The organism is Mesorhizobium sp. P2_C5_2 (assembly GCF_056404535.1).
The window spans coordinates 380500-399452 of record NZ_JBFUDV010000002.1; the positions used below are offsets into that span (position 1 = coordinate 380500).

Consider the following 18953-nt stretch of genomic DNA (forward strand, 5'->3'; position numbering starts at 1 on the left):
CCAACGAAGACAGCGCCGCCCCTCATCCGCCCTTCGGGCACCTTCTCCCCGTGAACGGGGAGAAGGAAAAACGCTCTACATTGACCTTGCCCCCCATTGCGTTACCCTCTGCCCCCGAAGCGGACGAAGAGCCGCGATACCGGAACGTTGGGAGAGACGCGGCATGATCCTGACACTGGCGCTGCTTGCAGGCCTCGTGCTGGCCTGGCTGCTGATTGGCGCGATCGAGACGTTTCGCCTCGACCTGCGCTTCACCCAGGCGCTGCTCTACGTGCCGTTCAAGCTCGCCTACCGGATCGAGGACCGGCGCATCCGCATTGCGCGCAATACGCCGACGCCGGTGATCTATGTGGTTTCGCACCAGTCGCGCTTCGAGCCGGCGCTGATGCTGTCGCTGCTGCCCGACGACACGCTGCACATCCTCGACGAAGCCTCGGCGCGCTCGCCCTGGCTGGAGCCGTGGCGCGAGCTTGGCCGCACCATCGCCTTCAATGCCGAGCATCTCTTCGTCAGCCGCAGGCTGGTGCGCGTGCTGAGGGGCAAGGGCCGGCTTGCCGTCTATCTGCCCGATGCCGTCGAGCCCGATGTGAAGTCATTTCGCCTCTTTCGCGCCGTCACCCGCATCGCCATGCAGGCCGACGCCCGCATCGTGCCGATCTTCGTCGCCGGCGCACGCGACCTGCCGGTTTCCTTGACGCCAAAAGACCGGGCGCCCCGCCACTGGTTCCCGAAACTGTCGATCAGCGTGCTGGAGCCGATGACGATTGCCGAGCTGGCGGCGCGCAATCCCGACCAGGCCTCCAACACCAATGCGCTGTTCGATCGCATCGCCGAGGCCAGGCTTTATGGCAGCAACCTCGATCGCGGCCTGTTCCTGGCCATGCGCGATGCAGCCGATTGCACCGGCGCCTCGCATCCGATCATTGAGGACGTGATCAGCGGCTCGCTCAGCTACCGAAAAATGTTCATCGGCGCGCGCGTGCTTGGCCGCCGTTTCGAGGCTATGACAGCGCCCGGCGAAGCGGTCGGGCTGTTGCTGCCCAATGCCAATGGCGTGGTGCTGTCCTTCGTCGGCCTGCTTTCGGCTGGCCGGGTGGCGGCGATGATCAACTACACGGCGGGGCCTGCCAGCGTCACCGCCGCGGTGCGCACGGCTGTCATCCGCACCGTCATCTCGTCGCGCGCATTTGTCGAAAAGGCTGCGCTCGCCGACATCATCGCCGCGGTCGAGGCCGGCGGCGCCAAGATGCTGTGGCTGGAGGATGTGCGCGCAAGCGTCACCACACTGGAGAAACTCGCAGCCGCCGCCCTGTGGCGGTTCCCGCTGCAGCGGCAGGATGCGGCCAAGCCGGCGGTGATCCTGTTCACCTCAGGCTCGGAAGGCACGCCCAAGGCAGTGGTGCTGTCGCACCGCAATCTTCACGCCAACGCCATGCAAGCCGAGGCACGCGTCACCATTTCGCCGTCCGACATCCTGCTCAACGTGCTGCCGGTTTTCCATTCCTTCGGCCTGACCGGCGGCACCATCCTGCCGCTGGTGACCGGCGTAAAACTGTTCCTCTACCCCTCGCCGCTGCACTACAAGATCATCCCGGAGATCGCGCGCAAGGTGAAGCCGACCATCATGTTCGGCACCGACACGTTTCTCGCCAACTACGCCCGCACCGCCAAGGACGGCGATTTCTCCAGCCTGCGCTTCGTCGTTGCCGGCGCCGAAGCGGTGAAGCCGGAGACGCGGCGCCTCTACCGTGAGCGCTTCGATGCTTCGATCATCGAGGGCTTCGGGCTGACGGAGGCCGCACCCGTGGTTGCCGTCAACACCGCCATCCATGGCCACGACGGCACGGTCGGGCGGCTGCTGCCGGCGATGCGCATGAAGCTCGAACCGGTCGAGGGCATCGAGGATGCCGGCCGCCTGTGGCTCGACGGGCCGAATTTGATGATGGGCTACATGACGGCGGACCGTCCCGGCGAATTGCAGCCGCTGGACGGCTGGCACGACACCGGCGACATCGTCTCTGTCGATCGCGAAGGCTTCATCACCATTCGCGGCCGGGCAAAACGCTTCGCCAAGATCGCCGGCGAAATGGTGTCGCTGGGCGCGGTCGAAATGCTGGTGCAATCGCTGTGGCCGGAAGAGCGCCATGCCGCGGTCGCGGTGCCGGACAAAAGGCGCGGCGAGCGCATCGTGCTGGTCACCACCGCCGACGACGCCGATGCGGAAGAGTTGCGCAAGTTCGGCAAGCAGGCCGGGGCGGCCGAGTTGATGGTGCCCAACGACATCGTCAAGGTCGAGGAAATCCCGGTGCTGGGCTCCGGCAAGACCGATTACGTCTCGACGCGGAAGCTGGCGATCGAAAAGCTGGGTGTGGCGGCGTAGCGTATCTCCCTCCTTGAGGGGGAGATGTCGCCGAAGGCGACAGAGGGGGTCGGTTCGACGGGACGCAACGCCGTTTGCAGCGAAGAGAAGGCTAGCGCTTCACGCGCGGCGACCCCCTCTGGCCTGCCGGCCATCTCCCCCTCGAGGGGGGAGAATTCAGCCGATATCCGAAGGCGGCACTTTCTCGCCCTCGCGCTTGGCGCGCTTGGAATACGCCCGCACGCTGAACGGCAGGAAGATGAGATAACCGGCGACCGAGGCGGTCAGCGTGTACCAGGGATAGGTCATCAGCAGCAGCACGTAGAGCACCACCGCGAGGATGATCGGCAGCACCTTGTCGCCCGGCACTTTCAGGCTTTTGCCGGAATAGACCGGCAGCCGGCTGACCAACAGGAAGGCAACCAGGATGGTGAAGCCGGTGGCGACGAAGGCGGCGGGGCGGCTGGGCTCAACGCCAACGCGCAGGAACGACAAATAGAGCGGAAGCATGACCAGCACGGCGCCCGCCGGCGCCGGCACGCCGACGAAATATTCGCTCTGCCAGATCGGGCGATCGTGGTCCTCATCGAGCACGTTGAAGCGCGCCAGCCTTAAGCCGCAGGCGATGGCGAACAGCAGCACCGCGATCCAGCCCGGCGAGCCCGCGCGGTCGAGCAGGAAGGCATAGAGCACCAGAGCCGGGGCGACGCCGAAATTGACGATGTCGGCGAGCGAATCCATCTGCGCACCGAATTTGGAGGTCGCCTTCAGCATGCGCGCCAGGCGGCCGTCTATGCCGTCGAGGAAAGCGGCAAGCAGCACCATCACCACTGCCGGTTCGAAACGGCCTTCGAAGCCGAAGCGGATGCCGGACAGGCCGGCGCAGATGGCAAGCACGGTGACCAGATTGGGCAGCACCATGCGCATCGGGATTTCGCGGATGCGCGGGCCGCCGCTGCCGTGTGCCTCGAATTTTTTGAAGGGCGCGCCCACCGCTTACGAGATCCTGACGAGCGGCGTTGCGGCGATGCCGCCGAATTCGGCAAGCACGGTTTCGCCGCCGACCGCGGTCTGGCCGACGGCAACGCGCGGTACCGCGGTCGAAGGCAGGAAGACGTCGACGCGCGAGCCGAAGCGGATCAGGCCAAAGCGTTCGCCGATGGCGATCGAACCGCCGGTCTCGGCCCAGCAGACGATGCGCCGCGCCACCAGGCCGGCGATCTGCACGGCGACGACGGTGCCGTTGGGGCTGTCGATGACCAGCCCGTTGCGCTCATTTTCCGAACTTGCCTTGTCGAGTTCGGCGTTGAGGAACTTGCCCGGCCGGTGCTCGATTTTCGTGATGCGGCCGCGCACGGGCGCGCGGTTCACGTGGCAGGAAAAGACGTTCATAAACACCGAGATGCGGGTCATTTCGGTGTTGCCGAGGCCGAGCTCGCGCGGCGGCACGGCCGGCCCGACCGCCGAGATGATGCCGTCCGCGGGGCTGACCACCAACCGGTCGTCGACCGGCGTGACACGCTCGGGATCGCGAAAGAAATAGACGCACCAGGCGGTCAGGATCAGGCCGATCCAGAACAGCACCGAGGAGAAATAGCCGAGGAACAGCGTGCCCGCGCCGAAGGCGGCAATGAACGGATAGCCCTCGCGATGGATCGGAACGAAGGCATTCTTGACCGAGTCGACGAGGCTCATTGGGTGGAGCTCATGGGATGGGGGCAGTCCCTGTTTCAGGTCCGGCCTCAATACCGGAAAGGCTCCGTCGTCGCAACGCAACATTGGGCAAGGCTGCATTGGCCACGGCCGGCAGCAACGGCGATGTGCTTGCCTGTCGGCGGCTTTGCCGCCAGAATTCAAGCCACCGCTGGCTGAACGCGCGGTGAAAAGGCCGACTGCCCATGATCCCGAAAACAGGGAAAGCACACCTCACTGCCACGCAATTGGCAGCCATCGGTGCCGTTTTGACCGTACTCTTGGCAGCGAGCGACCACGCAGCGGCGCAAGGCAAGCCGTCCTTCGACTGCGCCAAGGCCGCGAGTGTCGCGGAAAAGGCGATCTGCGCAGATCCGACTCTTGCGCAAGCCGATGCCGACGTAGCGAAGAATTATGCCGCGCTGCTGAAGACGCTCGATGCTCCTGCCGGCAGGGCGCTGCGGGACGACCAGAGCGATTTCATCGCATATCGCGACCAGATCGCCGAGTTCAACGAGAATACGCCCAAGGAGCAGCAGACTTTCGATCTCGGCGAATTCCTGCGTGACCGCGCGGCCTTCCTGACCGGCATCCGCAAGCCGGCGGATGCCGGTCTCATCGGCACATGGAGCAGCGTGCGCGGCAGCGTCGACATCAAGGCAGCAGGCGCCGGCAAGCTCGAGATTTCGGCAGAGATCGTCACCAATCCTGTCTCGGGAAGCGGTGCGTGCGACATCGGTGGCACGGTCGAGAAGCGCAAGACCCTGCGGCTGGTCGACACCGGCGACAACGACAAGCCAACCGGGTTCGTCTTCACCTTTCGCCGCGATGGTGATGCGCTCACCGTCGAGCAGGACGGCACCGGCAAGGACGACAGATCGGAGCCGCCATCATGCGGCGCCAACGGCCATGCCGACGGCACGTTCTTCCTGAGCGAAAAACAGTAGGCTCCGTAGCTAGCCCGCCGCAGCTGAGCGATCGAAGTGGGCGTCGAGTTCAGGCATCGTAGCCTCGGCGAGCTTTTCGTAATCCTCGCCACGTAAGAGCACACTGCCATTCGGCGAAGACAGGGAGAGGAAGGTCCGGTCAGACGCCAGCACCACCCAATTCACCACTGGCCCTTCCGCCGTTTGCACCACAGAGTTGGCTGAAACGATGGCACCCAGCGGATCGAAGCCGGCCTTGCGCAGCAGGAAGTCGACAGCGACCGGCGCATGATTTTGTTCCGTCAGTTGGACTACTGTCTCAACCTCTGACTCCTCCGCGCGTCCAAGCGGCATCCCGATCCTAGGTGCATAAGCTCCCAACAAGTTCTCACCTGGGCGCATGACCGGTGGATCGTCAGGGGGGATATACTCGTAAACGGTTACGTTTGCCTTTGTTGCTGCGCATAGCCGGAGCTCATTCGCGTCGGTGCGGAGTTGAAAGACCATTTGCTTTTCGCCTCCGACATCCAGCATTCTTGCCATTCCGAACCCCAGTTTGATCTCCGATGGCGATATCGCTGCGCAGGCGAGGCCGGCACCGACGTCGCGCGGGCTCAACATCTGGCTGACCAGTTTGCTGATCGACTCATGAAGAAGCCTGCCTTCGCGCTGTGGATTGGCGATCACCAACCGCTGTATGACATCCTCGTAATCGTCATTCCCGACAATTTGCAGATCAGGCCATGACGCGATCCAGCGCGCCAAAAGCTTCTCCATGGGCGCGGCCTCATCAGCAACGTAGAACGCATGATCAAGTGTATCGAGAAAATCATCCCGCCCGCCCTCGAAGCCCGTCTGCTCGGCGGCTTCGTCGGGATGGTCTGCAATCCAGCCGGACATCTTTTCCAGAGTCGCAAGTTGGCCCTTTGCTCCACAAGCAGTGAGTCCAGCTCGTGCGTTGGCAATCATGGCACCGATTTCTTGCCCGGCATTGTGGATGAATTGACTATGGCCGCCATTCTTTACCTCCGAAGAGTATGAGTCGGCATGAACGGCCTGCATCGCCTTGGGGTCGATTTCGGGATAACGATAGAGTCCCTTCGAAACCATCGCTATGACGAATTGCATGACAGCGAAGACGAGAAAAAACGGCTCTTCATCAGCCTCCTCGACGTTCGAACGCAGTACGACGACCGGCAACGGTAGGCCGAATTCCAACTGCTTTCCAGAATCTGATGCCGCCTTCTCGGGCGTTTTCTTGGATTTGCGAGAAAAGAAGCCGAACATCGAAAATACTTTCTTGGCCGGAAAGCTTGCGCGGAGGGGTTACTTTCCGACGCGACAATATCAGCTGCCCTCAAGGAGGAAAGGCACTCCGATCTGATCAAATTTGCAAGCGGCATCCGCACGATGGTTTGCGCAAATTTCCGACGGTCATGTCGGGGCGGCATAGGCTCACACGTCCTTGGCAGGAAAGCGCTTCGCGACAATGCCGAATTGACAAACCAAGGGGTCAGCAATGCCATCGTCGAAATCAGTCGCCTTGAACGCCAAGGTCATTACACAAGGCCTCGCTTTCGGCGAATCGCCGCGCTGGCATGATGGGCGGCTGTGGGTCTGCAACTGGGGAACCGGTGAGATCGTCGCGGTGGATGAAGACGGCAAGAGCGAGGTGATGCTCACCGTGCCGGCGATCCTGCCCTATTCCGTCGACTGGCTGCCGGATCGACGGCTGCTGGTCATTTCGGGGCGCGAAGGGTTGCTGCTGCGGCAGGAGGCGGATGGAACGCTGGGCACCCATGCCGATCTCCGGTCGCTGTCGAACAGCCCGTGGAACGAGATCGTCGTCGACGGGCGTGGCAACATCTATGTCAATGGCGGCGGGCCGGCGCCGGCTGCGGGAGAGCATTTCGGGCCGGGCACCATTGTGCTGATCACGCCGGACGGCACAATCCGGCAAGTGGCCGAAAACATCGCCTTTGCCAATGGCATGGCGGTGACGCCGGACAACAAGACGCTGATCATCGCGGAATCGCACGCCAACCGGCTGACCGCTTTCGACATCGCTGCCGATGGCAGCCTTTCCAACCGCCGCGTCTGGGCCGATCTCGATGGCTTTCCCGACGGCATCTGCCTCGATGCCGAAGGCGCGGCCTGGTATGCGGACGTCCCCAACAAGCGCTGTGTGCGGGTGCGCGAAGGTGGTGAAGTGCTACAGACAGTTACTGTCGATCGCGGCTGCTTTGCCTGCATGCTGGGCGGGCCGGACGGCAGGACACTGTTTATCACCGCCGCCGAATGGCGTGGCTTCGAACACATGATCAGCGACGCCCGCACCGGCCAGGTGCGGAGCGCCGAAGCGCCCGCACCTGGCGTCGGCTGGCCGTCCTATAGTTCAGGCAGACGCTGATAGTTGGCGATATCGGCCTTCACGCCAAGCCGGGCGATGGTCTCCTGTGGGTTGAAAGCGACGCGCTCATGCGCAGCATTGACGATCCGCACCACTTTGTCGACGGCCGCCTGGCTTTCCCATTCGACGATGGTGACCAGGTTGAACTCACCCGGACCGGAGAACTGCTCAAGCAGGAAATCCTGCACGAAACCCTGCTGCTGGCGCAGCAACTCATGTGTCATCCTGACCTTGGTGAGGATTTCCTGCCGGGCTTCGACAGGCACGACGAACTTGTCGACCCGGAACACGCTGCCATTGTCATGCTGTTGATTGAGTTGATCCATTTTCAAATTGTCTCCGTTCTTGAACGACGTGGGTTCGGTGGCTCAGGAACGGGTTTGCGATCTCAACTTAGGTTGAGGTCAAGAGGGAAAACCATGAGGATTGGCGAAATCGTGGGCGACGTCCGATCTCCCCCCTCGTGGGGGAGATGTCCGGCAGGACAGAGGGGGGCGTGAAGCATCGCCTACGCCTGGTGAACGCCAAGCATCCAAAAGTCGAGATGCAATTTAAAGATGCAAAAGTCAGCGGGACAGCGCCCCCTCTGCCCTGCCGGGCATCTCCCCCACAAGGGGGGAGATTGGCGCTCCACCGCCCCTAGCTCACCTCCGAGGTCCTTCTGCGCACGATCACACCCAGCTCGTCGCTCTCCCGTGCAATCCGCAGCCTCTCTTCGGCCTCCGTCGCCTCGCGCTGGCGGTCCCACATCGAGGCGTAGAGGCCGTGCTTGCGCATCAGTTCGGCGTGGGTGCCGCGTTCGGCGATCTGGCCGTCCTTGAGCACGATGATCTCGTCGGCGGTGATCACCGTCGACAGCCGGTGGGCAATCACGATGGTGGTGCGACCCTTGCTGACCAGGTCGAGCGCGGCCTGAATTTCCTGTTCGGTGTGGCTGTCCAGCGCCGAGGTCGCTTCGTCGAGCATCAGGATCGGCGGCGCCTTCAAAATGGTGCGGGCGATCGCCACGCGCTGCTTTTCGCCGCCCGACAGTTTTAGCCCGCGCTCACCGACCATCGAGCGATAACCTTCCGGCAGCCGCGCGATGAACGGCCCGATCTGGGCAAGCTCGGCGGCCTTCTCGACATCCGCCTCGCTGGCGCCGACGCGGCCATAGCGGATGTTGTAGGCGATGGTGTCGTTGAACAGCACGGTGTCCTGCGGCACCATGCCGATCGCACCGCGCAGGCTCTCCTGCGTCACATCACGGACATCCTGGCCGTCGATCAGCACCTGGCCGCCCTGGACGTCGTAGAAGCGGAACAACAGCCGGGAAATGGTCGACTTGCCGGCGCCGGACGGGCCGACGATGGCCACCGTCTTGCCGGCCGGCACCTCGAAGGAGACACCCTTCAGTATCTTGCGGTTGGGATCATAGGAAAAATGCACGTCGCGGAACTCGACCTTGCCGGCCGAGACGGCGAGCGGCTTTGCATCCGGCTTGTCGGTGATCTCCTGCGGCACGTCGAGCAGGTCGAACATCTGCTCGATATCGGTCAGGCCCTGGCGGATTTCACGGTAGATGAAGCCGATGAAATTGAGCGGCACCGAAAGCTGCACCAGCATGGCGTTGATGAAGACGAAATCGCCGACGGTCTGCGTGCCGGCCTGCACCTCCAGCGCCGACATGCACATGACGATGACGGTGCCGAGGCCGAATATGATGCCCTGGCCGAAGTTCAGCCAGCCGAGCGAGGTCCAGATTCTGGTCGCCGCCATTTCATAGCGCGCCATTGAGCGGTCGAAGCGCTCGGCTTCCATCGCTTCGTTGTTGAAGTATTTGACCGTCTCGAAATTGAGCAGCGAGTCGATCGCCTTGGTGTTGGCGTCGGTGTCGCTGTCGTTCATGTCGCGGCGGATCGAGATGCGCCAGTCGCTGGCGCGGACCGTGAACCAGACATAGAGCCAGACAGTGGCCGCCACCACGGCCACATATTTCCAGCCATAGGTGTAGGCGAAGATGCCGGTGGTCAGCGCGAATTCGAGGATGGTCGGCGCCGTGTTGAGCATGATGAAGCGCACGATCGTCTCGATGCCCTTGGTGCCGCGCTCGATGATGCGCGACAGGCCGCCGGTGCGGCGCTCGAGGTGAAAGCGCAGCGACAGCTGGTGCATGTGGACGAAGGTGCGAAAGGCGAGCTGGCGCACCGCATACTGGCCGACGCGGGCAAACAGTGCATCGCGCAACTGGTTGAAGCCGAGCTGCACCAGCCGCACGACATTGTAGGCGACGACCAGCATGACAGGCGCCAGCAGGAAGGACGGCAGCGGCGGCGGCGACTTGGCGTCACCTGCCAGCGCATCGGTCGCCCATTTGAAGAAATACGGACCGGCAACCAGTGTCAGCTTGGCAACGACCAGAAGCAGCGTCGCCCAGGTGACGCGCGCCCTGAGATCGGCGCGGTCGGCCGGCCACATATACGGCCACAGATTGCGCAAGGTGCCGAAGGTCGAGCTATCGGAAACGGTTTTTTCTGCCACTTTTCTTGCCTTTTGGGTGAGAGGTCAGCGGCCGGAGCAGCAGGAATTGACGAGCGCGGTCAGCGATGCGGAAACGTCCGCGAGCGCCGTGCGGTCGACTTCATAGCGCGAGCGCTGACGGTCGGGCTGGAAGCGGACCAGGCCGGCTTCGACCAGGATCTTCAGATGCTGGGACACTGTCGATTGCGCAAGGTCGAGGTGATCGACGACCTCGCGGCAGCAGCACGAACGGCTGGCCGAGAGATGTTTGAGAATCTCGATGCGCGCCGGATGCGAGAGGGCCGCGAAGCGAGCCGCAACGGCGCGGCTGGCTGGTGGTGCGCAGTTTGCGTGGTCTGGTTCAGCGAGCGAGTCTGTCATCGTTCATCGGCGATAGACGATGAACGATGATGGGGCAAGCTAACCCGATGGGTAGATCGGCAATCTCCCCCCTCGTGGGGGAGATGTCCGGCAGGACAGAGGGGGCGCGAAGAAACGCGACCTTTCTATGGTCGGCAATCTTATCAGCCGAATGGAATACATCGCTTGGGATTGACCGACAGGCCGGCTGGACAGCGCCCCCCTCTGCCCTGCCGGGCATCTCCCCCACGAGGGGGGAGATTAGCCAATCGCCTACTGTGTCTTGGTCGGCGCCTTCGTCGCTTGCTCGCCCATCGCCTTGAGGTCGGCGGCTTCGCCTTCCTTCGACTTTTCCGGAACCTTGAACACCTGTCCCGGCCAGATGCGATTGGGATCGCTGATCTGGTCCTGATTGGCGAGATAGATGGTCGAGAAGCGCACGCCGTGACCGTAGACCCGCCGTGAAATCTGCCACAGCGTGTCGTTGCGGCGGATGATGACGGCGCCGTCGGCATGTTCGAGTTTCGGCGCAACCGTCTCAGGCGCCTCGGGCGTAGCGGCAGCAACCACAGCCGGAGCCTCCGCGGCGGCCGCCGGTGCGCCGGTAGCTGGTGCGGGCTCTGCCGGGGCAACCGCGACCGTGGCTGGCGCTGTGGGAGCGGCCGGCGCCTCGGCAGCAGCCGGTGCGGCCGGCTTTGCGTCGGCAGGCTTGGTCTCGGCGGGCGCAACTGCGGCGATCGTCTCGCCAGGTTCGCGCTCGAACGGCACGGCGGCGCGGGCCACGACCTTCACGCCGTCGGCATCGAGACCGTCTACATGGATGGTGTAGCTGCCAACCGGGATGTCGCGCATCGCCTCGACCAGGAAGTGGCCGTCCGGCGAGGTCAGCGCGTCGCCGAGCAGGATATCGTTGGCATAGGCGCGCACCTTGCGGCCGGCGTCAGCCAGACCGGCGACGAAAATCTTGTTGCCGTCGATCTCGACCGCCTCGACGACGATCTTGGGTTCGGCCACCGCCGCAGCCGGCGGCGTTGCTGCCGGGGCCGGTGCCGCCGGAGCCGCTGCGGCATCCACCGCAGCCGGAGCGGCGGGCGCAGTTTCGGCCGGGGCGGCAGGCGCGGTCGCGGCAGGCGCCTCGGTAGCGGGAGCAGCGGCCTGATCGCCGGCAGCCGTTGCCGCAGGCTTGGTCTCGGGCGCGGGAACGGTCAGCAGCTCGGCCGGCTTGCCCGGCTCCTCGACCATCGCCAGCACTTGGCCGGCGGCATCCTTGGGAACCGAAACGACGGCGGTCTGCACCGCAGGCGTTACGACATCGCCGACCGTTGAACGCAACGCGATCGTATAGTCGCCGGGCTTGAGCGGATCGTCGAGGACGATGACGAAGGCGCCGTCCGGGCCGGCGACCGTCGAGCCGAGCACTGTCGAGCCATTGAGGATTTCGACCTTCGAATTGGGCGCGGCATTGCCGGCAACGACGATCGAGCCGTTGCTTTCGACGCGCACGACATCGAAGCTCGGCACAACCGGGCCGGCCACAGCCGGTGCAGCGGCGGGTGCTGCCGGAGCGGCGGCTTCTGTCGCAGGAGCTGTTGCGTCGGCAGGCGCCGGTGCCGGCGTAGCCTTGGCGTCGGTCGGGGCAGCAGGCGCCGGCGGCAGCCTTCCCTCGGTCCCGGGGTCAGCCGGCGGTGTCAGCGACGCAATCTCCGCCGGCGGCGTGGGATTGAGATACGGGTCGAGTGCGCCCGATACATAGGCGGTTCCAATGACCGCGACGGTCCCACCCGCCGCGAACAGAAACGCCTTCAGTGGATTAACAGCCATATTTCCCCTACCCCTTAGCCACCTAACGCCGGTCTAGCGTGTTTTGCCGGAACCGACAAGAAAAAGCCCAGGCTTGTCAGCCTCTGGGGCTTGACCCCGCATTCAGACCCAATCACCAATCACGCATGAACACGATTCGATCCGTCTGCGTCTACTGCGGCTCGTCTCCGGGCCGCGATGAAATCTACGCCAAGGCCGGACATCTGCTTGGCCGCTCACTCGCCAGATCCGGCCTGCGGCTGGTCTACGGCGGCGGCACCAAAGGCATTATGGGCGCCGTCGCCGAAGGCGCGCTCAAGGCCGGCGGCAAGGTAACGGGCATCATTCCGCGCTTCCTCATCAACAGGGAGGCGACCGAAACCGCGCTTGACCGGCTCGACGAGCTGTTGATCACCGACAACATGCACGAGCGCAAGCACAAGATGTTCGAAAAATCCGACGCCTTTGTGGCGCTGCCCGGCGGTATCGGCACGGTCGAGGAGATCGTCGAGGTGATGACCTGGGGCCAGCTCGGCCATCACCGCAAGCCGATCGTCTTCGCCAACGTCAAAGGGTTCTGGAATCCGATGCTGGCGCTGATCGACCATATGTCGAGCGAAGGCTTCATTCACACCGCGCAGCGGGTCAAACCGCTGGTGGTCGAAGACCCCGAAGCCATCGTCGCCGCCATCATGGTGGCGGGCTCGTCGGTCGATGCGCCGACAGAAGGCATGCAGTCGGTGATTGATAAGATGTGAGGGCTTAGGCAGTAGGGAATAGGGAATAGACTGCCGAGAAACGGCAACCCCTACTGCCTACTGCCTACTGCCTACTGCCTTCCGCAACTCCGCAATCACCGCCCGCTTGTCCTGCCGCCGCCATGCCAGATGGATCGAGACCGTGCGCTCGAACCACGGCAGATCGCGAAACACGATCCCTGAAGGTGCCGCGCTTTGCAGGCTGGCCTGAACCGTCGCCAGGCCAAGCCCGGCGCTGACCAGGCCGAGCGAGGTCAGGGGGTCGGCCGTCTCATAGGCAATGTCGGGCAGGAAGCCGGCCTTGGCGCAGGCGGCCAGGAACTGAGCGCGGTTGGTGTCGTCGGGCTGGCGTACCACCGTGATCCAGACGCGGCCGTCGAGATGCTCAGGCCGGATGTCGGCGACGGCGGCGAGCGGATCATTTTGCGGCATCGCCAGCACCAGCGGCTCGCGTCTGACCAGCATGCCGGCGAGATCGGGATCGTCAGCGGCGGGCGGGCCATAGACGAAGCCGAGGTCGAGCGAACGCTGACGCAATCCTTCGAGTTGCACGGCCGAGCGCTGGTTCTTCAACTGCAGATGAAAATCCGGCCGGTCGCGGCGAAACTGCCGCAACATCCGGCTGACGAGGCCGGCATGCACCGCGCCCTCGACATAGCCGATGGTGAGCCGCCCGACCGCACCGCTGGCAAGGTTACGGCCGAGCTCCTCCAGACGCCTTGCATTGGCGAGCAGCGCCTGTGCCTCCGCCAAAAACGCCTTGCCTTCGGCATTGAGATGGACGCGCTGCTTTGCCCGTTCGAACAGGGTAACGCCAAGCTGCGCCTCGAGCTGCATGATCTGGCGGCTCAGCGGCGATTGCGAGATGTGCAGGAGTTCAGCGGCGCGGCCGACAGTGCCGGCTTCGGCCACGGCGACAAAATAGCGGAGCTGACGCAGGTCGAACATTTTCATCCACCTCTGAATGTCCTGAGAGGTCTCAACTTTAGCCTAATCAGTCTTGGACAGTCTGACCAGCGGCAGCAATAGTTCGGGCATCGCAACCCCAGGAGACAGAAATGCAGTTCTTTGCCCTTCTCACCCGCAACACCGAAAAGTTCAGCGATGCCGATTTCGCGCCGCTGCTGCCCGGCGAGGCCGAACAGCGCCGTACGCTCTATGCCGAAGGCGCCGTGCGCCAGGTCTGGAACCGCGGCGATATTCCGGGCAGCGGCATGATGTTCGAAGCCGGCAGCGACACCGACGTGCGCGGCCACCTCGCCACCTTGCCGCTGGTCAAGGCCGGCATGATGGACGTTGCCGCAGTGGTGCCGCTCGCGCCCTACCCCGGGTTCGGGCCAAAGCGCTGATCCTCACCGCAACCACGCAGCCGGCGGCAATCCAGGCCGCCGGCTATTTGCTAGCCTCCACGCCAAATGCGGCCAAATAATCTACTCAATACTGCCTTGTCGTGCCCTCTTCGCCGGCATTAGCCGCGATGCTGCAACACCTGGACAGGCGACAGCAACAAGGCCAGCCTCGCCCAGAAGCAGAAGTCCAATGCGAAGCCGTTGCATCGCCTGCATCTGTTCCGCAAGGATCTTTGACGCCGGCTCTGCTGATCGACAGACTGTGATCGCCTGTCAAGAAACTGTCACACGGAACCCGCCTGCCTCGTGTTACGAAAGAGGGGCCGGCATCCGCGCGTCGGCGTAGTCGAAATCTGGATCTGGCGAGGCGAGCCGTGAACATCGCTCTCAACGCGGAAGGCACTCCCCTGTCGCCTTACCTGCCCGACGAGCACGGGCTGTTCTTCATCTATCATTTCACTGCCGAGGGCCTGCGTACCAAGGAGGAGGCACAGGCTGCGTGGACATGGCGCAGCTACCAGCTGTCCGACCTGCGCGCCCGCCGCGAGATCGCCGCCGAGGCGGCGCTGCCGGCGCCGGTGCGCGAAGCTTTCCTCGGCGCGAGCCAGGGCTGCCATATCGATCTCGAGGACGACTGGCTCTACGGCGATCTGCCGGATCTGCGCCACGACTATTCGGCGGAGGCGCGCGGGCTCGGTCATTTCCGCTTCGCCCTCAATGACAAGACGCTGATCGGCGCGCGCAAGCAGCCGCTGGAATCGGTCGATCTCGTCCGCAAGGCGGTGGACAGCGGATCGCGCAAATTCCGCTCCCCGGCCGACCTGATCGAGGCGGTCATGGGCCAGTCGCTCGACGGCATGGCGGCCGAGCTCCACGGCCTTGGCGATACGCTGGACGGCATTGAGGACCGCATCGTGCGCGATGCCTGGCACAGCGAGCGGCAGTCGCTGGTCGAGGCGCGCCGTCAGCTCGTGGTCATCCACCGGCAGATGGCGACGCTCACAAACCTGTTCCGCCATCTCGACCATTCGCATCGCAATGAGCTGCCTGACCCGATCAACGACATGGCGACAAGGCTCTCGCACCGGGCGCACACGCTCTATCACGACGGCGAGCAGTTGCAGGCGCGCACAAGGCTGCTGCAGGACGAATTGATGGCCAAGCTAACGATGCAGTCGAACCAGCTGCTCTATGTGCTGTCGGTGATGACGGCTGTGCTGTTGCCGATGACCATCATCTCGGGCCTGTTCGGCATGAATGTCGGCGGCCTGCCGCTGGTCAACACGTCGATGGGATTCTGGGTGGTGACGGCCATCGCAACCGTTATCGCGGCGGCGACTTATCTGTTCGTCAGGCGGCTCGGGCGCATGTAGGGTCCGTCAGGCTGACTTCATGCCGTGGCGCGAAGATCTTCGGTGACGGTGCCGGCGGCAGCGACCTCCGTCTCATGGTCCGGCTCCCGCCAGGTCTCTGCGAGGCCCGCCGCATACCATTCCTGCATCGCCGGTAGCCCCAGCAATTGCGCGGGATAGGCGGCAGCTGCCCCTTCGAAAGAGAGCCCATAGGACTGCACGCGGAACGCCACCGGAGCAAAGAAGGCATCGACGGCGGTGAAATGGCCGCCTGCAAGGAACGGCCCGCTGAACCGGGCAAGACCATCATTCCAGAGATCGCCCAACCGGAAGAGATCCTGCTTCAGCGCATCGGACATCGGGAACGGTTTTACACGAACGCCGCAATTCATCGGACAAGCACCGCGCAAGGCAGTGAAGCTCGAATGCATTTCGGCGGCGGCCGAACGTGCCCAGGCGCGTGCTTTGGCCTCGACCGGCCACACACCGTGGTGGTGCTCGGCGAGATACTCAGCAATAGCCAGCGAATCCCAGACAGCCCAGCCGTCATCGACCAGGCAAGGCACACGCCCACTGGGTGAAAACGGCCGGTAGAGGTCCCAGCTCGATCCGGTCGGGAACGGCGTCAGCCGCTCCTCAAACGGAATGTCGAGGGTACGCATCAGAACCCATGGCCGCAGCGACCATGACGAATAGTTCTTGTTGGCGATATGCAGCACGTACATGGAAGGAGACCCTATTTCGCGGCCACAGCCACCGGGCGGATTTCACGGCCACGAAACATCGACCAGGAATACATCGCCAACGCCGCCCAGATCAGCGCGAAGGCAATCGCCTGCGTGGTGCCGAACGGCTCGTCGAAGATCAGCACGGCGATCAGGAACACCATGGTCGGCGCGATATACTGCATGATGCCGATGGTGGAGAGGCGCAGCAGCTTGGCGCCGAAGGCGAACAAAAGCAGCGGCACCGAGGTGATCGGTCCGCAGCCGATCAGCAATGCCGTGTCGGTGCCGTTGCTGGAGATGAAATGATCCTGGCCGGTGGCGATCAGGAAGATGATGTAGCCAAGCGCCGGCACCGACAGCAAAAGCACTTCGAGCAGAAAGCCCTGGCTCGGACCGATCGGCAGCGTCTTGCGGAAAAAACCATAGGCGGCGAAGGAAAACGCCAGCGCCAGCGACACCCAGGGCAGTTTGCCGGCATCGATGGTCAGCACAGCGACCGCGACCCCTGCCAGTGCCACGGCCGCGATTTGCAGCCGGTCGAGTTTCTCGCCGAGCACCAGTGCGCCGACAACGATGACGACAAGCGGGTTGATGTAGTAGCCGAGTGCGGTCTCGACCGTGCGGTCGACCGAGATCGCCCAGACATAGATGGCCCAGTTGACCGAAATCAGCGTCGCCGTCAGTGCCGCCATGGCGATGCTGCGCGGCGAGCGGATCGCTGCCTTGAAATCGGCCGTGCGGCCGGCCCAGACCAGCACTGCAGCGGCAATCGGCACCGACCAGACGATGCGGTGGGCGATTACCTCGATCAGCGGCAGATGCGCGACCGCCTTCATGTAGAAGGGCAACAGCCCCCATAGCAGATAGGCGCCCAGCGCCAGCAGGAAGCCGCTGCGGGCTTTGGAGTCTGCGTCGGACTGGATCGTTTCGCTGGCCATGGGCCAACGCTATGCGCCAGCGGGGTGCTCAAAACCATCCCAAATTGCTGATGGATCAATGGATTTTTTCTGATGGGTGGACGGTCGTAGAGCAGTTACTCGCCCCCGTGTGGCGGGCGAGGAAAGGGGGCCGGTCCTACTCCGCTGCCACCAGCCCCGCCATGTCGCGGTTCTTCATCAGCTTGTAGACGATCGAATCCATCAGCGCCTGGAACGAGGCGTCGATGATGTTTTCCGAGACGCCGACCGTCCACCAGCGGGCGCCGGTGCCGTCATGCGATTCGATCAGGACGCGCGTGATCGCCTCGGTGCCGCCATTGAGGATACGCACCTTGAAGTCGGCCAGCTCCATGTCGGCGATCTCGCCCTGGAACTTGCCGAGATCCTTGCGCAGCGCAATGTCGAGCGCGTTGACCGGGCCATGGCCTTCGGCCACCGACATCTTCTCCTCGCCCTCGACCATCACCTTGACGATGGCTTCGGAGACCGTCTTCAACTGGCCATTGGCATCGAAGCGGCGCTCGACCATGCAGCGGAACGAGGTGACGTTGAAGAACTCCGGCAGGCCGTGCAGCATCTTGCGCGCCAAGAGCTCGAAGGAGGCATCGGCGCCTTCATAGGCGTAACCCTCGGCCTCGCGTTCCTTGACCACCGAGATCAGCGCGTCGAGACGGTGATCGTCCTTCGGCACGTCGATGCCGCGACGCTTCAATTCGGCAAGGAAATTGGCCTTGCCGCCCTGGTCGGAGACCATGACGCGGCGGCGGTTGCCGACGGCTTGCGGCTCGACATGCTCATAGGTCGCCGGCTCCTTGGCCAGCGCCGAGGCATGGATGCCGGCCTTGGTGGCGAAGGCCGAGGCGCCGACATAGGGCGCCTGCGCTTCCGGCGCGCGGTTGAGCAATTCGTCGAAGGCACGCGAAAGGCGCGAGATGCCGGTCAGCGCCTCGGCCGAAATGCCCGTTTCGAACCGGTCGGCGAAGGCCGGCTTCAGTGCCAGCGTCGGCACGATCGAGACCAGATTGGCGTTGCCGCAGCGCTCGCCGATGCCGTTCAGTGTGCCCTGGATCTGGCGCACGCCGGCCTCGACGGCGGCCAGCGAATTCGCCACCGCCTGGCCGGTGTCGTCATGGGCATGGATGCCGAGATGGTCACCGGGGATGCCGTCGGCGATGACCTTATCGACAATGGCGTGGACTTCCGAGGGCTGCGTGCCGCCATTGGTGTCGCACAGCACCACCCAGCGTGCGCCGGCATCGTAGGCGGTTTTCGCACAAGCGAGTGCGTAGCCCGGATTGGCTTTGAAACCGTCGAAGAAATGCTCGCAATCGACCATCGCCTCCTTGCCGACAGCGATTGCTGCTTCGACGGAAGTCTTGATGGAGTCGAGATTTTCCTCATTGGTGCAGCCGAGCGCGACGCGGACATGATAGTCCCAGCTCTTGGCGACAAAGCAGATGGCGTCGGACTTCGACTGCACGAGCGCCGCCAGACCCGGATCGTTGGACGCCGACACCCCTGCCCGCTTGGTCATGCCGAAGGCGACGAACTTTGCCTTCGCCGTGCGCTTCTGCTGGAAGAAGGCGGTGTCGGTCGGATTGGCGCCGGGATAGCCGCCCTCGACATAGTCCATGCCGAACTCGTCGAGCAGCTTTGCGATCGCGATCTTGTCCTCGACGGAAAAGTCGATGCCCGGCGTCTGCTGGCCGTCGCGCAATGTGGTGTCGAAGAGATGGAGGCGTTGCTTTGTCATGGCTGCGCGGGTGCCTGCGCACCCTCCTC

The 18953-nt window shown here is 63.8% G+C and carries 17 protein-coding genes; 6 read left to right on the forward strand and 11 right to left on the reverse strand.

The window, feature by feature from the left end:
• The first annotated feature begins 163 nt into the window (after window positions 1-163).
• Entirely contained in the window at window positions 164-2380 is a 2217-nt protein-coding gene (locus AC1D1B_RS08745; RefSeq protein ID WP_477331205.1) for an AMP-binding protein, read from the forward strand.
• Window positions 2381-2536: 156 nt separating this feature from the next.
• On the opposite strand, the gene AC1D1B_RS08750 is transcribed toward AC1D1B_RS08745, so the two are convergent.
• Entirely contained in the window at window positions 2537-3352 is an 816-nt protein-coding gene (locus AC1D1B_RS08750) for a CDP-alcohol phosphatidyltransferase family protein (protein ID WP_477331207.1), read from the reverse strand.
• Between the two features lie 3 nt (window positions 3353-3355).
• Window positions 3356-4054: a phosphatidylserine decarboxylase gene (locus AC1D1B_RS08755; protein WP_477331209.1), complete on the reverse strand. Its 699-nt coding sequence runs from the start codon at window positions 4052-4054 to the stop codon at window positions 3356-3358.
• Window positions 4055-4320: 266 nt separating this feature from the next.
• Here AC1D1B_RS08755 and AC1D1B_RS08760 point away from each other — a divergent pair, with 266 nt between their 5' ends.
• A complete protein-coding gene (locus AC1D1B_RS08760) occupies window positions 4321-4998 on the forward strand; it encodes a lysozyme inhibitor LprI family protein (protein ID WP_477331211.1) in 678 nt (225 codons plus the stop codon).
• Between the two features lie 9 nt (window positions 4999-5007).
• On the opposite strand, the gene AC1D1B_RS08765 is transcribed toward AC1D1B_RS08760, so the two are convergent.
• A complete protein-coding gene (locus AC1D1B_RS08765; protein ID WP_477331213.1) occupies window positions 5008-6264 on the reverse strand; it encodes a DMP19 family protein in 1257 nt (418 codons plus the stop codon).
• 232 nt (window positions 6265-6496) lie between these two features.
• Here AC1D1B_RS08765 and AC1D1B_RS08770 point away from each other — a divergent pair, with 232 nt between their 5' ends.
• Entirely contained in the window at window positions 6497-7387 is an 891-nt protein-coding gene (locus tag AC1D1B_RS08770; RefSeq protein WP_477331215.1) for an SMP-30/gluconolactonase/LRE family protein, read from the forward strand.
• Here AC1D1B_RS08770 and AC1D1B_RS08775 read toward each other — a convergent pair.
• From AC1D1B_RS08775 to AC1D1B_RS08790, 4 genes are all read right to left on the reverse strand, one after another.
• Window positions 7366-7713: an antibiotic biosynthesis monooxygenase gene (locus tag AC1D1B_RS08775; protein ID WP_477331217.1), complete on the reverse strand. Its 348-nt coding sequence runs from the start codon at window positions 7711-7713 to the stop codon at window positions 7366-7368. The genes AC1D1B_RS08770 and AC1D1B_RS08775 overlap by 22 nt on opposite strands.
• Before the next feature lie 313 nt (window positions 7714-8026).
• Complete coding sequence (locus tag AC1D1B_RS08780; protein WP_477331219.1) at window positions 8027-9907, reverse strand: ABCB family ABC transporter ATP-binding protein/permease; 1881 nt, start codon at window positions 9905-9907, stop codon at window positions 8027-8029.
• A gap of 24 nt (window positions 9908-9931) precedes the next feature.
• Window positions 9932-10267 carry an ArsR/SmtB family transcription factor gene (locus AC1D1B_RS08785; protein ID WP_477331221.1) on the reverse strand — a complete coding sequence of 112 codons (336 nt, stop codon included), beginning with the start codon at window positions 10265-10267 and terminating at the stop codon, window positions 9932-9934.
• A 252-nt stretch (window positions 10268-10519) separates the two neighbouring features.
• On the reverse strand, window positions 10520-12067 hold the full coding sequence (locus AC1D1B_RS08790; RefSeq protein ID WP_477331223.1) for a LysM peptidoglycan-binding domain-containing protein: 1548 nt from the start codon (window positions 12065-12067) through the stop codon (window positions 10520-10522).
• A 125-nt stretch (window positions 12068-12192) separates the two neighbouring features.
• Here AC1D1B_RS08790 and AC1D1B_RS08795 point away from each other — a divergent pair, with 125 nt between their 5' ends.
• Window positions 12193-12804 (forward strand): LOG family protein, encoded by a 612-nt coding sequence (locus AC1D1B_RS08795; protein ID WP_477331225.1) that lies wholly within the window; start codon window positions 12193-12195, stop codon window positions 12802-12804.
• A gap of 57 nt (window positions 12805-12861) precedes the next feature.
• Here the strand turns inward: AC1D1B_RS08795 and AC1D1B_RS08800 are convergent, their stop codons facing one another.
• A complete protein-coding gene (locus tag AC1D1B_RS08800) occupies window positions 12862-13752 on the reverse strand; it encodes a LysR family transcriptional regulator (RefSeq protein ID WP_477331227.1) in 891 nt (296 codons plus the stop codon).
• A 110-nt stretch (window positions 13753-13862) separates the two neighbouring features.
• Between AC1D1B_RS08800 and AC1D1B_RS08805 the strand changes: the two genes are divergently transcribed.
• Both AC1D1B_RS08805 and AC1D1B_RS08810 read left to right on the forward strand, forming a co-directional pair.
• Window positions 13863-14153 carry a muconolactone Delta-isomerase family protein gene (locus AC1D1B_RS08805; RefSeq protein ID WP_477331229.1) on the forward strand — a complete coding sequence of 97 codons (291 nt, stop codon included), beginning with the start codon at window positions 13863-13865 and terminating at the stop codon, window positions 14151-14153.
• A gap of 374 nt (window positions 14154-14527) precedes the next feature.
• Window positions 14528-15526: a CorA family divalent cation transporter gene (locus AC1D1B_RS08810; RefSeq protein WP_477331231.1), complete on the forward strand. Its 999-nt coding sequence runs from the start codon at window positions 14528-14530 to the stop codon at window positions 15524-15526.
• A gap of 17 nt (window positions 15527-15543) precedes the next feature.
• Here the strand turns inward: AC1D1B_RS08810 and AC1D1B_RS08815 are convergent, their stop codons facing one another.
• The 3 genes from AC1D1B_RS08815 to cimA all read right to left on the reverse strand — a co-directional run bounded on the left by AC1D1B_RS08815 (window position 15544) and on the right by cimA (window position 18924).
• Window positions 15544-16230 (reverse strand): glutathione S-transferase family protein, encoded by a 687-nt coding sequence (locus AC1D1B_RS08815; RefSeq protein WP_477331233.1) that lies wholly within the window; start codon window positions 16228-16230, stop codon window positions 15544-15546.
• An 11-nt stretch (window positions 16231-16241) separates the two neighbouring features.
• Window positions 16242-17171, reverse strand: coding sequence for an EamA family transporter RarD (gene rarD, locus AC1D1B_RS08820; protein WP_477331235.1), 930 nt, complete (start codon window positions 17169-17171; stop codon window positions 16242-16244).
• A 136-nt stretch (window positions 17172-17307) separates the two neighbouring features.
• Window positions 17308-18924, reverse strand: coding sequence for a citramalate synthase (gene cimA, locus AC1D1B_RS08825; RefSeq protein WP_477331237.1), 1617 nt, complete (start codon window positions 18922-18924; stop codon window positions 17308-17310).
• Window positions 18925-18953 lie beyond the last annotated feature (29 nt).

Coding starts and splice junctions, on each gene's coding strand:
- AC1D1B_RS08745 (WP_477331205.1), top strand. CDS start 164: ATGATCCTGACACTGGCGCTGCTTGCAGGCCTCGTGCTGGCCTGGCTG.
- AC1D1B_RS08755 (WP_477331209.1), bottom strand. CDS start 4,054: ATGAGCCTCGTCGACTCGGTCAAGAATGCCTTCGTTCCGATCCATCGC.
- AC1D1B_RS08765 (WP_477331213.1), bottom strand. CDS start 6,264: ATGTTCGGCTTCTTTTCTCGCAAATCCAAGAAAACGCCCGAGAAGGCG.
- AC1D1B_RS08770 (WP_477331215.1), top strand. CDS start 6,497: ATGCCATCGTCGAAATCAGTCGCCTTGAACGCCAAGGTCATTACACAA.
- AC1D1B_RS08775 (WP_477331217.1), bottom strand. CDS start 7,713: ATGGATCAACTCAATCAACAGCATGACAATGGCAGCGTGTTCCGGGTC.
- AC1D1B_RS08785 (WP_477331221.1), bottom strand. CDS start 10,267: ATGACAGACTCGCTCGCTGAACCAGACCACGCAAACTGCGCACCACCA.
- AC1D1B_RS08790 (WP_477331223.1), bottom strand. CDS start 12,067: ATGGCTGTTAATCCACTGAAGGCGTTTCTGTTCGCGGCGGGTGGGACC.
- AC1D1B_RS08795 (WP_477331225.1), top strand. CDS start 12,193: ATGAACACGATTCGATCCGTCTGCGTCTACTGCGGCTCGTCTCCGGGC.
- AC1D1B_RS08800 (WP_477331227.1), bottom strand. CDS start 13,752: ATGTTCGACCTGCGTCAGCTCCGCTATTTTGTCGCCGTGGCCGAAGCC.
- AC1D1B_RS08805 (WP_477331229.1), top strand. CDS start 13,863: ATGCAGTTCTTTGCCCTTCTCACCCGCAACACCGAAAAGTTCAGCGAT.
- AC1D1B_RS08815 (WP_477331233.1), bottom strand. CDS start 16,230: ATGTACGTGCTGCATATCGCCAACAAGAACTATTCGTCATGGTCGCTG.
- rarD (WP_477331235.1), bottom strand. CDS start 17,171: ATGGCCAGCGAAACGATCCAGTCCGACGCAGACTCCAAAGCCCGCAGC.
- cimA (WP_477331237.1), bottom strand. CDS start 18,924: ATGACAAAGCAACGCCTCCATCTCTTCGACACCACATTGCGCGACGGC.